Genomic DNA, 15,063 nt, shown 5'->3' on the forward strand with positions numbered 1-15,063 from the left:
TTCGGAGGCGGTTAGGCAACTCCTCTTCAAATTGGAAGGATTGAACATTGAAGTGGTCGTGCCGACCTCTGGAACGGGTTGGGAAACCCTTACATACGACTTTAGCTCAGTTGGAGGCAATGTGGGATCGGTAACCGCGATCACATTGATAATGGACAATGGCACACAAGGTGATGGCAGTGCGGACTGGACCATCCAGTTCGACAACATCAGGCTGTGCAGCAACAACGCTGGCAGCGGCGGTGGCGGTAGCGGACCAACTGCATTATCTTCGCTACCGGCAGATTTTGAAAGTGGGGAAGAATTCGGTGGTGTATTTGAGCCAGCAAGTGTTGATGGATCCATTACGGCAAACCCAGTTTCGGGAGGAATAAATACATCAGCTAATGTTTACACTTTCAACAAGCCCGCTGGAACCGAATTTTATGGAGGTATGGAAAATGTTTTTGCCACACCATTGGATTTGACTACGACCAGAACATTTAAGGTAAAAGTGTATTCAACGAAACCAAATGCTGTATTTCAATTTGAACTACAGTCTAGACCTAATGATGGTAGTATTCCAAATTATAGCATTCAACAAACGGTTACAAATGCGAACGAATGGGTAGAATTGACTTTTGATTTTGGGGCAATAGTACCTGGGGATTTTAATCCAAGTATCTATAACGCTATTGTTATAATCCCGGATTTTGATCCAGGAAATAATCCAACTGCTACATCAGAAACCTATTATATTGATGATTTGATCTTGGAATAGGAAGCTGATATTATAATAAAAGGGGCGGGTAATGGCCTTGTTCTTACCCGCCCCTTCAATCAAACCAATAATAGGTATATGGCTCAAAAAGAGATTTATCTATCAGAATCAAAATTGAATCAGGATTCAAAGGAGGTAAAGGGAGAATCAGTGGTATTCGAAAATGAATCGTACTACAAGATTTCCAACAGTGATGGAATGAGGCCTTTTTTTATGAGTATAGTAAGCCACTCGGACCATTGGATGTTTATTTCCAGTAATGGTGGACTAACAGCCGGAAGAAAAAATTCTGAATCTGCCCTTTTTCCCTATTACACCGATGATAAGATCACGGAATCTGCAAATATCACTGGAAGTAAAACAATCATACGGGCCAATATTGGTTCAAAAACGTATTTGTGGGAACCTTTTTCAAATTGCCTAGGGGTATACGATGTTCAGCGAAATCTGTATAAAAGCAATCACGGGAACAAAATTGTTTTTGAAGAAATAAACCAAGATTTAGGGCTCACCTTTAGATATCAATGGAATTTTAGTGAAACCTATGGTTTTGTGAAGAAGTCCGAGTTGATCAACCATGGTGACCAAATGGTCGAATGTACTTTACTGGATGGTATCCAGAATATTTTGCCTTACGGAGTCCCCTCTGCCACCCAAAATAGTAGCAGTAATTTGGTAGATGCCTACAAACGAAATCAATTGGAGTCCGATGTTGGTTTGGGAATTTTTGCATTGAGCGCCATTATTGTCGACAAGGCTGAACCTAGTGAAGCCTTAAAGGCCACAACAGTATGGTCTCATGGACTGGAAAACCCAAAATACTTGGTGTCATCTCTTCAACTTGACGCTTTTAGAAAAGGCATTCCATTGGAACAGGAAACCGATGTGAAAGCTGAAAAGGGAGCATACTTCGTAAACGCGGAAATCCGGTTGGAGCCAAAAGGTGAAAAACAATGGATGTTGATTGCAGAGGTCAACCAATCCAGGATCGATATCAGCGCCATCAAACACAAAATAAGGGAAGAAAAAGAACTGTTCGAGAAGATTGGGGAGGATATTGATACCGGAACTAAACAACTGCTGCAGTTGGCGGCAGCCTCGGATGCCATTCAATGCACGTCGGATAGCATGCGGGATGCCAGACACTTTTCCAATACCTTGTTTAACATCATGAGGGGAGGTATCTTCGATAAGGGTTACCAAATTGAAGGTGAAGACTTTTCGTCATATATAAAAAAGGCGAACAAACCATTGTTCAATAATAAAAAGGCCTTGCTGGATGAACTTCCCGATAAATTTTCATTGGAATTTTTGCGTGAAAAAATCAATGAAGATGATAATCCAGATTTTAAACGATTGGCCTTGGAATACCTGCCGCTTAAATTTAGTAGACGACACGGGGACCCAAGCAGACCCTGGAACAAATTTTCGATAAATACCCGTACGGATGATGGTCGAAAAGTGCTGGATTATGAAGGGAACTGGAGGGATATTTTCCAAAATTGGGAGGCCTTATCTCTTTCTTATCCTGGATTTCTGGAAAGTATGATTTATAAGTTTCTCAACGCCTCCACTTTTGATGGCTATAATCCCTATCGGGTCACCAAGGATGGATTTGATTGGGAAATCATAGAGCCAGATGATCCTTGGTCCTATATTGGTTACTGGGGCGATCACCAGATTATTTACCTCCTTAAACTATTGGAGTTGATGGAAAGCCATTATCCAAATAAACTGGGTAAATCGTTCTTTGAAAAAATCTTTGTCTACGCCAATGTCCCGTATAAAATTAAGCCCTACGAGGAGATTCTTGAAAATCCAAAGGATACCATTCTCTTTGATGAAGATTTAGACCGGAACATCAACAACCAGCGAGAAAAAATAGGAGCGGATGCGGCTTTACTCCCTGCAAGTGATTCTTCCATCTATCATGTTACCTTATTGGAAAAGTTACTCGCTACGGTTCTTTCCAAAATGTCAAATTTTATCCCAGAAGGCGGTATTTGGATGAACACCCAACGTCCAGAATGGAACGATGCCAATAATGCATTGGTGGGTAACGGTGTTTCTATGGTCACCTTATGTTATTTGAGACGTTTCTTGAGTTTTTTCCAAGATTTGACCAAAAATATGAAGCAAGAGGAATTTGCAATTTCTAAAGAAATGGCAACATTTTTCAATGCCATACTACAAACCTTAGAGGAAAACCAAGGAAAGCTTTCCGGTAGGATTTCGGATTCGGACAGAAAAACAATCATGGATGAGCTCGGCATGGCGGGTAGCGAATTCCGGAATAAAGTTTATGACCAGGGATTTCAAAATAAGGTTCAAAGCATTGGCAAAAAGGATCTTCAACAGTTTGTTATTGTGTCTTTGGATTATCTGGAACACAGCATAGATGCCAATCAGCGCAAGGATAAATTGTACCACGCCTATAATATCATGACGGTTGAGAGCGATACGGAAGTTTCCATTTCTTACTTATCCGAAATGTTGGAAGGACAGGTGGCCGTTTTAAGTTCTGGGTATCTTGGCGGTAAAGAGTCCTTAAAAGTGCTTGATGCTCTCAAGTCCAGCGCATTATTTAGAGAAGATCAATACAGCTACTTACTTTATCCTAACAAGGAACTTCCTCGTTTTTGTGAAAAGAATACGATTCCTGCCAATAAGGTGAAGGAATCCGAGTTGCTTCAAAAAATGTTGCAGCAAGGTGATACCTCAATAGTTGAAAAAAGTGTGGAAGGCACCTATCACTTCAATGGTTCTTTCAACAATGCAGATAGTCTTAAAACTGCTTTGTCACAGCTGCAGGATGAAGAATACTCCGAATTGGTGGAAAGGGACAAGAAATTAGTATTGAACATTTTCGAAGAGATCTTCGATCATAAATCCTTTACAGGAAGATCGGGAACATTTTATGGATATGAAGGTTTAGGTTCCATTTATTGGCATATGGTCTCCAAATTGCTGTTGAGTGTTGAGGAAACCTGTTTGTCAGCAATAGGGAATAATGAAAAGGATGTTGTCATTGGGAAGTTGCTGGAACATTATTATGAAATCAATGAAGGAATAGGCGTTCACAAGCCTCCAAAACTTTATGGAGCATTTCCAACCGACCCTTATTCGCATACTCCGGCAGGTAAAGGTGCACAACAACCCGGAATGACCGGTCAGGTAAAAGAGGATATTTTAAGCCGTTTTGGTGAACTTGGAGTTTTTGTGTCCGACGGAAAACTATTTTTCAATCCCTGCATGCTAAGAAAGGGAGAGTTCTTGAAGAAATCCACAGCATTCAACTACGTGGATTTGGATGGGGAGACCAAAAACATGAATCTCGAAAAAGATTCATTGGGCTTTACCTATTGTCAGGTACCCATTCAATATTTCTTAGCTCAAAAGGAACATATAGAAGTGTTGTTCAAAGATGGCTCTCAAAAAGATTTTGATGGCTTGTATTTGGATAAAGCCATCAGTGCTATGTTATTCGGGAGAACGGGGAAAATAGGGACTATCAAGGTGTGGATAGATGAAAAACGATTGAAGTAAAAATTACATATTACATCAAAAATTAATTGGTAAATACATGAAAGGACAATTGAAAACAATCAGTATTTTTTTGTTGGTTTTTTTGTGTTTCGCATGTAAAAACCAAACCAAACCAGAAGACAAAATCAACACAGTGAATCAAGAGTTGAATATTACTGCTAAGGATATTTTGGGGAATCCAGACTATTTGGCCATTTCTTACGGAGGATACCGGAAAAAAACAAGGGAACAACAACCTACGCTGGCAGAGCTTAAAGAGGATATGAGGATTCTATCCGCAATGGGTGTTAGAATTCTTCGCACCTATAACGTGCAACTTCCACATGCCTCCAATGTCCTAAAAGCTATTCGGGAACTTAAAAAAGAAGATCCCAATTTTCAAATGTTTGTAATGTTGGGAGCTTGGATAGACTGTAAAAATGCTTGGACCGGTCAGGAACCTGATCATAATGTGGAAAGTGAGACCAATGCAGCTGAAATTGAGCGTGCTGTGAATTTGGCCAATGAATACCCCGAAATTGTAAAGGTTGTCGCTGTGGGCAACGAGGCCATGGTAAAATGGGCCGCTAGCTATTATGTGCAACCCGATGTGATTTTAAAATGGGTAAATCACTTGCAAAACTTAAAAGCAGAAGGCAAACTTTCCAAAGAACTTTGGATTACCAGTTCGGACGATTTTGCATCCTGGGGAGGTGGTGATGCCGAATATCATACACCAGATTTGGAGGCATTGATCAAGGCGGTCGATTATATTTCTATGCATACCTATCCCTACCACAACACACATTATAATCCAGAATTTTGGACACAGCCCGATCAGGAAGTAGACCTTTCAGTCAAGGAAAAGGTAGATAAAGCGATGCAGAGGGCACTTCTTTTTGCCCAAAAACAATACGACAGCGTGGCCAACTACATGAAGAGTTTAGGAGTAAACAAGCCTATACACATTGGGGAAACTGGGTGGGCAAGTGTATCCAATGGATTCTATGGCCCCGATGGTTCTAGGGCCACCGATGAGTATAAACAATCCATGTATCACAAATTGATCCGGGATTGGACCGCAGAAGCAGGGATTTCCTGTTTTTACTTTGAGGCGTTTAACGAGCCTTGGAAAGACGCCCACAATCCTAAAGGTTCGGAAAACCATTTTGGACTTTTTACGGTTGACGGAAAAGCAAAATATGCCCTTTGGGAGATGGTAGATCAAGGAGTTTTTAAGGGATTGACCAGAAATGGTAACACAATTATCAAAACGTACAATGGAGACTTGAGTGCATTGATGGATAAGGTTTTTGTTCCGCCGACCCATGAAGAAATGAAACCTCATTAAACCGATGTCATGAAATTAACAGAACACTATTTATGGACAGTTATGGTATTACTGATGATAAGTTGCGGAGAGGAAAAATTGCCATTGAAGGTCGAAGTTTTTGAAACCGCAGCCAATGGTAATAAGGTAAAACCCATTGCTTTGGTCAATTCTAACGAAACAAGTAGTGAAATAAGGATACTGCCTGAAGAAAAATACCAAACTATTACAGGTTTCGGGGGGTCTTTTACAGAGGCCTCGGCTCATTTGCTGAACCAGATGGGAAAGGAGAACAGAAAGAAAATTTTAGAAGCTTATTTCGGTGAAAATGGAGCGCAATATTCCTTGACCCGTACACACATCAACTCATGCGATTTTTCACTTGGAAATTACTCCTACGCCAATGTTGCGAACGATGTAAACCTAGAGCATTTTTCCATCGCAGAGGATAAGGATGATCTTATTCCAATGATCAAGGAGGCGATGGCCATCTCCAAAGATGGATTTAAGATTATTGCTTCCCCTTGGACGGCACCACCATGGATGAAAGACAACAATGATTGGCGCGGTGGAAAATTACGCCCAGAGTTTCGAAATACTTGGGCTCTGTTTTTTTCAAAATATGTGGAAGCTTACTCTATGGAAGGCATCCCAATTTGGGGCATTACCGTAGAGAATGAGCCTTTGGGAAATGACAACAATTGGGAAAGTATGCACTTTAGTCCTGAGGAGATGACAGATTTTGTACAGAATTATCTAGGTCCGCAGTTGGAAAATGATGGACATCAGGTGAAAATATTGGGTTATGATCAAAACAGGGAACATTTGGATGAATGGGTGGATTGCATGTTTAAAAATGAGTCCACTTCCAAATACTTTGACGGTACTGCAATACATTGGTATGCGAGCACCTACGAAGTATTTCCCGATGCCCTACAATATGCCCATCAAAAAGCGCCTAATAAATATTTGATTCAAACTGAGGCCTGTGTTGATGCCGAGGTACCAAAATGGAAAGATGACCAATGGTACTGGAGCAAGGAAGCAACTGATTGGGGTTGGGATTGGGCACCTGAAAGTGATAAGCATTTGCACCCTAAATATGTCCCAGTGTTTCGATATGCGAGGGATATTATCGGTTGCCTAAATAATTGGGTCGATGGTTGGGTAGATTGGAATATGGTGTTGGATAGGCAAGGAGGCCCGAACTGGTTCAAAAACTGGTGTGTAGCTCCAGTTATTGTTGACCCAGATAAAGATGAGGTATACTTCACCCCATTGTATTACACATTAAAACACTTTAGCAAGTTTATAAGACCAGGTGCGTTTCGCATAGGTTTCAATAATACCGATGAATCCCTATTGGTGACTGCAGCCCAAAATCCTGATGGATCTATCGTGGTCGTGGTTTTAAACCAAAATCTGGAAGAGAAAAATATAACATTGTCCTTGGGTAAGGCATCCAATAACATGCAAATTGCCCCCCATGCATTGCAAACTATGGTCATCACCAACCCAACACAGATAGTCACTAACGCCAACTAAACACAAAACTATGAGTAACGCCAAACTTTTAAAAGATAAAGTCCCCGTAGGGCAAAAGGCAGCTTTTGGTGCAGGCCATTTTATACTGAATATCTTGCCGGGAACACTAGGGGTGTTCATACAGTTTTTCCTGTTGACCGCATGGGGGGTAGACCCTTTGTGGGCAGGGCTTTTGGGAGGTCTACCACGGATTTTTGATGCTGTCACCGACCCCATCATGGGTTTTATTTCGGACAACACAAAATCCAGATTTGGAAGAAGGAGGCCTTATATATTTTTAGGAGCCATAATTAGTGGGGTGCTTTTCTTTCTAATGTGGCAACTGGACGACAATGCCTCCCAAACCTATATTATTTGGCACGTGATGGTCCTTCAAGTTCTATTCTTGGTCGGAAACACCATGTTTGCAACACCTCTTGTAGGGCTGGGGTATGAAATGACCTCGGACTACAACGAAAGAACAAGGCTCATGAGTTTTGCCAACAGTATGGGGCAGATAGCCTGGATGATAGTTCCGTGGCTTTATGTAATCATTCCAGACTCAAACACTTTTAATACGCAAACAGAGGGTGTCCGAACCATGGCGCTGATTGTCGGAGCTATGTGTGTGATCTTTGGAATACTACCTGCCTTGTTTTGTAAGGGTATTGACTCGGCAAATATGGGAAATCGAAAGAAAATCACATGGAAAACACTATGGTCAAACTTGAAAGATTTGTTCATTGGAATTAAACAAGTTTCCAAAAACAAGCCATTTATGAAATTGTGCGGGGCCACTTTTTTGGTATTTAATGGATTTCAATTGGTGGCGGCTTTCGGTGTTTTTATAATCGTTTTTTACATGTATAGTGGCAGTTATGAAATGGCAGGTACTTGGCCCGCTTGGTTTAATACCATAAATGCCATGATAACGGCATTTTTGGTAATACCGATCATCTCAAAAATGTCGGACAGATGGGGAAAAAAGAGAGCGTTCATAATTTCTACGGCCCTGTCTGTTGTTGGCTACCTTTTAAAATGGTGGGGATTCGACAAGGAATTGAACAGCAGGTTCAGTGAGACCGGTTTTGGTAAGGGCTTAAATTCCGCCGTGGGTTCCCTTTTTGAATATTTAAACCCCATTTTAAACGATGCGGGTATGTCTTGGTTTTCCATTGACCCAAATAACGACATCCCATGGCTCATCTTTGTGCCTATACCCCTTTTTGCCTTCGGAATGGGAGGGTTGTTTACTTTAATGATGTCAATGACCGCTGATGTTTGCGATTTGGATGAGCTGGAAAATGGAATGCCCAGAAAAGAAGGAACTTTTGGCGCCATTTATTGGTGGATGGTCAAATTGGGGCAGGCCATTGCCCTTGTTTTGGGCGGAGTAATTCTAAAAATTGTAGGCTTCGACCCCAATGTAACCGAACAGACCTTGGATACCATGAACAGGCTGAGGATTGCCGATATCATAATACCATCATCCACGGCGGCCCTCGCCATTTGGGTGATGTGGAAATACAGTCTATCGGAGGAAAGAGCAAAAGAAATTAAGGAAAAACTTGTAGCACGTAGGGGTGAACTATAAAACAAAATAAAAATATGTCTTACAGAAAAGACCACCAATTCTCATTGTCCAAAGCTGGATATACGGAGCACTTAGGGATAGATCTTGATAAAATATCTAAAGATGAATTGAACCAACTCTGGTTGGAAACCGTTCAGAATGGCATGCACGGCCTTTGCTTCAGTATTTATGAAGATGGGCAAAGTCCCGGCGACGTCATATCCAAAGAGCAGGTAAAAAGGAGAATGCAGATCATCAGGCCATACACCCAATGGGTGCGTTCCTTTTCTTGTATTGAAGGCAATGAGCACGTTCCCGTGGTGGCCAAGGAACTTGGCATTAAAACCTTGGTGGGGGCATGGCTGGGCTCTGACATGGATTTGAACAAAAAAGAAATAGATGGCCTCATCAAATTGGCCAAGGAAGGTTATGTGGACATTGCTGCTGTAGGAAACGAAGTCATGTACCGAGGTGATTTGACCGAGGAACAGCTATTGGAATATATCCATACCGTAAAGGAAGCCATACCGGAAATTACTGTTGGATATGTTGATGCCTACTATGAATTTTCCCAAAGACCTAATATCGCTAACGCATGTGATGTAATTCTATCCAATTGTTATCCTTATTGGGAGGGGTGCCCTATCGAGTATTCCCTGAACCATATGCAACAAATGTATGGTCAGGCACAAGATGCCGCCCAAGGAAAAAAAGTCATCATCACCGAAACAGGATGGCCCAGTCAAGGGGAAGGACTCAAAGGAGCTCGACCTTCTGCTGAAAATGCAATGAAATACTTTATAGATACCCAGGCATGGTGCCAGAAAAATAGTATTGAAGTCTTCTATTTTTCTTCTTTCGACGAAGTCTGGAAAATTGGTGATGAAGGCGATGTTGGCGCTTATTGGGGGCTTTGGGACAAAGATGGAGTGCTTAAATTTTAAAGTATTTCATTGCATTTTTATGGAAGAAGTATCTATTCGGTGCCCCGGGTCACATCTCTTATTTACGATTTTGTTAAGGTTTATGGGTGTATTGCTTTATTGTTTGATAACACACTCTCACATTCGTTAATAAAAATTGAACTATTCCAATAATTGGTTAAGCTAAAAATAATCGACAGCAGAAATTTTATAAACAAATCCGTCTGCATTAGATGCACATGGGAGGTATGCCCCGTATTTTTTACTCACCTTTTGAGTTCTTCAGCCAAATTGGCGTAGTATCCGATTTGTGGTCTCTTCCTATGATATCCTTGTAAAGTTCTGGCCTTCTTGCATTTTTATACCTCCATCCACCGGAGAGTTCAATCTTTTCTTTGGTGATTTTTGAAAGCGTAATTTCATCTTCAAAGGATTTTATTTCAGACAAAACCTCCCCATAAGGGTCAATTATCATCGAGTTTCCGTTCTTAAGATGCTCGCCATCATATCCAATAGGGTTTGTAAATGCATAGTATACTCCATTATCATATGCTCTGGCCGGTAACCAACGCATTAGCCAACGACGACCTTTGGGACCATCAAATTCCATTCTCAGGGAAACAGGGTCATTTTCTCGATTTAGCCAATATTGGTTATCTACAAAGCCTCGATGAGGCATAGCCGAAGGTGTGCAACCGGTAACGTGGGGGGCAAAAATCAGTTCGGCTCCCAGAAGACTTGTGGCCCTTACATTTTCAATGATATTGTTGTCATAACAAATCAATATGCCACATTTCCAACCGTATAGATCAAAAACACAATATTCTTTTCCTGCGGACATATGCTTGTTGATGAAAGGATGTAATTTTCTATACTTGGCTACCATTCCATCTGGTGTTGCACAGATATAAGTATTGAATATTTCATTGTTGGACTTCTCGACCAGCCCGGCCAATATCGCAATATCCAGTTCTTTGGATATGCCAATCAGTTCCTGTGTGCTGTTTCCGTTCGGTATTTCCTCTGCCAAATCGGTAATCTGTTCAAGATTCAAGTCTTTTGTAAATGTGTAGGCGGTAATGGACATTTCATGGAAACTGATTACATCTGCTCCGAGAGACTTTGCTTTTTTGGCAAGCTTTCTTATTACAGACAAGTTATATGCCTTGTCACCGTTTCTAGGTTGAAATTGTGCTACTGAAATAGTTATTGGATTCATATAAGTTCAAGTTCTACGTAAAACTATCAATTAATTTTTAGCTGAAATTGTATAATTTGGATAGTTATTGCGGAGCTAATGTTGTAATTGCCTTTGAGCAGGCCAAGAACCATTGATGATACCAGGGCAAAGATGTATTGGGACTGGAAACCGTCATTCAATTTGGAGGCCATGGTGATGTATATGCTGATCAATTTGTCAAATATTGCGACATATTCATTAATTTGGCATAACATCTTTAATTTGTGTCGGAATAATAAATCTGAGAAAGAAACAAGCAAAAAAATCAAAATTGGAGAAAGTGAAATGGTATAACATGAATAGACAGAACTCAAAAATACTTGTCATATTTATGTTAAGTTCCCTTACTTTTTTTGGCTGTAAGGAAAAAGAATCAAAAAATGACCATGCCGTCCAACCTGGAATATCCGAGCCTTTGGGTGCGGATAATGTGGCGCACAAATGGAGTGAAATGGCCATCAAGGCCACGGCCCTCGATACCGAAAGGTTCAATCCAAGACCGACGATCACTTCCCGATTTTTGGGGCTGACGTTCGTGGCCATGTTCGATGCATGGAGCAGGTATGACGAAAAAGCGATACCCGTCTACATGACGGGGATAGCGAGAAGGCAAAAGCGGGAAAGGACTTTGAAGAACAAGGAAATAGCCGTCAGCTATGCTGCCTTTGGCGCATTGAGCGAATATTATTACTCCGATAAAGAGCTTTTTGCCGATTATATGTTGGAATTGGGCCTGGACCCCAACAATGCATCTTTGGACCCCAGTACTCCGGCAGGAATCGGTAATTTGGCGGCAAAAGCGGTCATCGAGGCCCGCAAGGGAGATGGTGCCAACCAGTATGGGGAAGAGGAAGGCTCCAATGGAGTGCCTTATTTCGATTATACCGGATATGAGCCAGTGAACTCCCCGGATGAAAATGTCGACCCCAATCGTTGGCAGCCCAAGTACTTCTCGGATGGTGAGGGCGGTAAGTTTGCCCCGGCCTGCCTGACCCCTTTTTGGGACAAGGTGGTTCCCGTGGCCCTGGCATCTGGGGACCAGTTTCGGCCCGGACCACCACCACAAATAGGATCTGACCAATTGAAGAGGGAAGTACAGGAGGTGGTGGAACTTCAGGCCAACATCACCGATTATCAAAAAGCGTTGGTGGAGTTTATGAGGGACGGCCCCCAATCCGTGCAACAAGCCGGGCATTGGCTGAATTTTGCACAGGAAGTCTCCAAGAGGGATGATCATACGTTGGACCAGGATGTAAAAATGTTTTTTTATAACCAAGTCGTGGCCATGGATGCTTTTATAGCATCATGGGACAGTAAAATGTACTACGACTTTGCCAGACCCTTTGCGCTTGTGCACGAATATTATTCCGGTGAAAAAATAAAAGCTTGGGGCGGTGTCGGAAAAGGTATGGTAGAAATGGACGGGTCGCAATGGCGGCCCTACTCTCCCGATACATTTTTGTGCCCCCCTTTCCCGAGTTATACCTCCGGCCACAGTACCATTAGCGGCGGTTGTGCCGAGGCGCTGAAGTTGTGGACGGGAAGCGATGACTTTGGCTATGAAAAAGAGCTTGTTGCCGGTGCACTCACCGAACCTGACAATCTTGGTGATACGATTACACTTAAATTCCCGACTTTTACGGAAACGGCGGAGATGGCCGGAATTTCCAGGGTTTTGGGAGGGTATCATATCCAATCAGAAAATATAGCAGGTTTGGAACTTGGAAGGGATGTGGCCAGGGAGGCATGGACGTTTTATAAAAAACATATTGGGGAGGAGTGAACTTCCCCTAAATAGCTTATCATGAATAAGCTTGTAACTCTCCAAAGGACGAGAACCATTCCTAATTTGGTTTTGAAATGCCTAGGTGGTCAAAGGCCTTTTTTCATTTTATAAAGGGTTCCAAAAAGGGTAATGGAAATTTCGTTGCCTTTTGGTCCTGTGCTTTTTGAAATCTTAATGCTTTCGGCATTCAAAAAACAATCAGGTTTTATAAAAGATTGATTATGGAAAAATGAGATGTCATTTTTTTGATTATCCGGATTTTATCATAAACTAAACTTTCGTCAACCTGAACTTGCCTGCCTGCCGGCAAAGGGAGGTGTCAGGTCCTCATTAGATTTCTGATTATTAGAATGGTGAGATTCCGAAATACATTCGAAATGACATGTAAAAGGAAATTATTATCTATAACGGATATTCAAATTTTTTATACGTTTTGGGTGAAATCTTTTAGAGCATTGAAAAATTATAAATCCATGGATTATAAAGTTAAAACCTCCACCCAAAATTTAAGCCTCCCCTTGCCTGAACCTCCTGACCTACGCCATCACTAGGTAATCCAAGATTTCTTCCAATCCCGAAACCTAAATCCACTAGAAAACCACTCTCACTGATCCATTTCCAACCTATTCCAGCTCCAATGGAAGTTTCAAAATAACTTTCTTTAGTGTATGAATCATTGATGCCACTATAGGTAAAATCATCAAAAGAGAAGAACTTAACAAACCCTTCGGCATAAAAACCTTTAGCGCCATAATCCTGTTTGGAAAAAAAATATTGACGGTAATAGGGCGTAATCGAAAAACTTTCATATTCCGAGTAATTATCAAATTCATCGTCACCGTCAATTGCGACAAATAAATCTACCCCCACTCCCGAATATCTACCCAAGATATACTCATACCTTGGATTAAGCGCAGGAATGGCTATGGCCGATATTACATCGATACTGACCTCGTTCCGTTTGGCGGTTGAAAATTGTTGTATTCTTTGTTGTGAATCTGACGTTTCATCTTCTTGTGCAACAAGCCCAAGAGAAAGCAAACAGCTAAAGCAAATGGAAAGTAGGATTCTCATAGTTTACCCTTTTATTTGGATGAAATATACGTATTCCCAACATAACTTAACCGAATAGACGATAGAATTAATCTTAAGATTACATTGGGTGATAACGCCCGTTTATCCCATTTTGTTTTCCTTTTACAGTTAGGGATGGTAAATTATAAGTATTAGTTGGCAATATTGCTTAAAAGGATACGCATATCTATTTGTAGAGTTTTTTGCGGATTCAAAAAGTGTTCACATATCAATGTTGACGATTTGTGAACTCTTATGGTTGAATTTCTTTTGTCATTTTGTAGACGTTCCTTGATTTATTGAATTACAACTCTTTCATGTCCAAAGCGTTTTTGTTCCCAAATTTCCAGTTTTCAAAAGTAGACTTTTGGGAACGTTAATCTCATGTATCAATCCTAGTAGTTCAACAATGGTATGGCCTCCCTCGAATACAGCACCATTCTGAATTGTTTCTGACTTACGGCTTTGCGTAATTTTAAAAATATAACTACTAAGGTGAAAGGTCTACTTATTCGTTTTTTCAATTTCATGTATCATTTCTTTAGCCACAATGGCGGAAGAGGGGAGAAACATCGTCGTTACAATGCTCTTGTCATTTACCACATCGTGTTTATCGTTGAGGTCGCTTTTAGTTTGAAACAGGGCTCCATTTGCTCTTAATTGATTCTCCAGTATTATAGGCAATAAAGTCCCTTCTTTAGCCCAACTTTTGGTAATCTCCGTAGAATTTGGAAATCTGGTCACTTTTTTATCTTTAACCATATATTCCCCATTGCTCAGTTTGACATTGGCAAAAGCACCAGGGCCATGTCCGCATCCTCCAACGATTCCACCATTTTCATAAATACTTGCTATTATTGACAACATATCTTCATTGTCGGCAACATCAAACAATGGTCCATATCCGCCACCAATAAAAACGGCTTCATACTTTTTATAATCCACCGAATCAGGTGTTAATGAATTTTCAACCTTTTCATTGAAACGTTCATATTTTATGGTATAACTGCTTATTCCGATAGGATCCATGGAGAAAGGCACTTTACCTCCTGTTGGCGAAACAAAATCCACTGTATAGCCATGCGAAACAAAAATATGGTAGGGGGGTGCTACTTCCCAAAGGTTGTTCCCTGCAAAGTGTTTTTCTGGGTCTCCCATGTGCTCTGTATTGGAAACAATAATCAGTATGCTCCCCTTTTCATTTTTGTCATAGTTACAGGAGACAAAAAATAATACCATCAATGCTAAGAATGCTTCTTTCATTTTTATTGAATTAGGGTTTAAACCTTTTCCCTGTTATTGTGATTGGTATTCTTCGCGTAATTATG

The 15,063-nt window shown here is 41.0% G+C and carries 10 protein-coding genes; 7 read left to right on the forward strand and 3 right to left on the reverse strand.

Annotated elements, in window-relative coordinates; all coding sequences use genetic code 11:
• The 6 genes from J4E06_RS17745 to J4E06_RS17770 form a co-directional block, all read left to right on the forward strand.
• On the forward strand, nt 1-760 hold a 760-nt coding region (locus J4E06_RS17745; protein WP_349525330.1), incomplete at its 5' end, for a hypothetical protein.
• A 78-nt stretch (nt 761-838) separates the two neighbouring features.
• Nucleotides 839-4,306, forward strand: coding sequence for a 1,3-beta-D-glucan phosphorylase, GH149 family (locus J4E06_RS17750; RefSeq protein ID WP_349525331.1), 3,468 nt, complete (start codon nt 839-841; stop codon nt 4,304-4,306).
• Between the two features lie 37 nt (nt 4,307-4,343).
• A complete protein-coding gene (locus tag J4E06_RS17755; protein WP_349525332.1) occupies nt 4,344-5,636 on the forward strand; it encodes a glycosyl hydrolase family 17 protein in 1,293 nt (430 codons plus the stop codon).
• A gap of 9 nt (nt 5,637-5,645) precedes the next feature.
• Nucleotides 5,646-7,160, forward strand: coding sequence for a glycoside hydrolase family 30 protein (locus J4E06_RS17760; protein ID WP_349525333.1), 1,515 nt, complete (start codon nt 5,646-5,648; stop codon nt 7,158-7,160).
• A gap of 10 nt (nt 7,161-7,170) precedes the next feature.
• On the forward strand, nt 7,171-8,733 hold the full coding sequence (locus J4E06_RS17765) for an MFS transporter (protein WP_349525334.1): 1,563 nt from the start codon (nt 7,171-7,173) through the stop codon (nt 8,731-8,733).
• 14 nt (nt 8,734-8,747) lie between these two features.
• Nucleotides 8,748-9,656 carry a glycoside hydrolase family 17 protein gene (locus J4E06_RS17770; protein WP_349525335.1) on the forward strand — a complete coding sequence of 303 codons (909 nt, stop codon included), beginning with the start codon at nt 8,748-8,750 and terminating at the stop codon, nt 9,654-9,656.
• A gap of 241 nt (nt 9,657-9,897) precedes the next feature.
• On the opposite strand, the gene J4E06_RS17775 is transcribed toward J4E06_RS17770, so the two are convergent.
• Complete coding sequence (locus J4E06_RS17775; RefSeq protein WP_349525336.1) at nt 9,898-10,854, reverse strand: nitrilase family protein; 957 nt, start codon at nt 10,852-10,854, stop codon at nt 9,898-9,900.
• 352 nt (nt 10,855-11,206) lie between these two features.
• Between J4E06_RS17775 and J4E06_RS17780 the strand changes: the two genes are divergently transcribed.
• The gene (locus tag J4E06_RS17780) at nt 11,207-12,658 is read left to right on the forward strand and encodes a vanadium-dependent haloperoxidase (RefSeq protein WP_349525337.1); all 1,452 of its coding nucleotides are present in this window, start codon (nt 11,207-11,209) and stop codon (nt 12,656-12,658) included.
• 489 nt (nt 12,659-13,147) lie between these two features.
• On the opposite strand, the gene J4E06_RS17785 is transcribed toward J4E06_RS17780, so the two are convergent.
• Nucleotides 13,148-13,735, reverse strand: a complete 588-nt coding sequence (locus J4E06_RS17785) for a DUF3575 domain-containing protein (protein ID WP_349525338.1) — start codon at nt 13,733-13,735, stop codon at nt 13,148-13,150.
• Nucleotides 13,736-14,239: 504 nt separating this feature from the next.
• Nucleotides 14,240-14,998, reverse strand: coding sequence for a type 1 glutamine amidotransferase domain-containing protein (locus J4E06_RS17790; RefSeq protein WP_349525339.1), 759 nt, complete (start codon nt 14,996-14,998; stop codon nt 14,240-14,242).
• Nucleotides 14,999-15,063 lie beyond the last annotated feature (65 nt).

Source organism: Allomuricauda sp. NFXS6, assembly GCF_040148835.1.
Classification (GTDB): Bacteria; Bacteroidota; Bacteroidia; order Flavobacteriales; family Flavobacteriaceae; genus Flagellimonas.

Bases quoted from the DNA above. Each gene is read 5' to 3' on its own strand.
- J4E06_RS17770 (WP_349525335.1), top strand. From the start codon at position 8,748: ATGTCTTACAGAAAAGACCACCAATTCTCATTGTCCAAAGCTGGATAT.
- J4E06_RS17790 (WP_349525339.1), bottom strand. From the start codon at position 14,998: ATGAAAGAAGCATTCTTAGCATTGATGGTATTATTTTTTGTCTCCTGT.
- J4E06_RS17750 (WP_349525331.1), top strand. From the start codon at position 839: ATGGCTCAAAAAGAGATTTATCTATCAGAATCAAAATTGAATCAGGAT.
- J4E06_RS17760 (WP_349525333.1), top strand. From the start codon at position 5,646: ATGAAATTAACAGAACACTATTTATGGACAGTTATGGTATTACTGATG.
- J4E06_RS17785 (WP_349525338.1), bottom strand. From the start codon at position 13,735: ATGAGAATCCTACTTTCCATTTGCTTTAGCTGTTTGCTTTCTCTTGGG.
- J4E06_RS17765 (WP_349525334.1), top strand. From the start codon at position 7,171: ATGAGTAACGCCAAACTTTTAAAAGATAAAGTCCCCGTAGGGCAAAAG.
- J4E06_RS17780 (WP_349525337.1), top strand. From the start codon at position 11,207: ATGTTAAGTTCCCTTACTTTTTTTGGCTGTAAGGAAAAAGAATCAAAA.
- J4E06_RS17755 (WP_349525332.1), top strand. From the start codon at position 4,344: ATGAAAGGACAATTGAAAACAATCAGTATTTTTTTGTTGGTTTTTTTG.
- J4E06_RS17775 (WP_349525336.1), bottom strand. From the start codon at position 10,854: ATGAATCCAATAACTATTTCAGTAGCACAATTTCAACCTAGAAACGGT.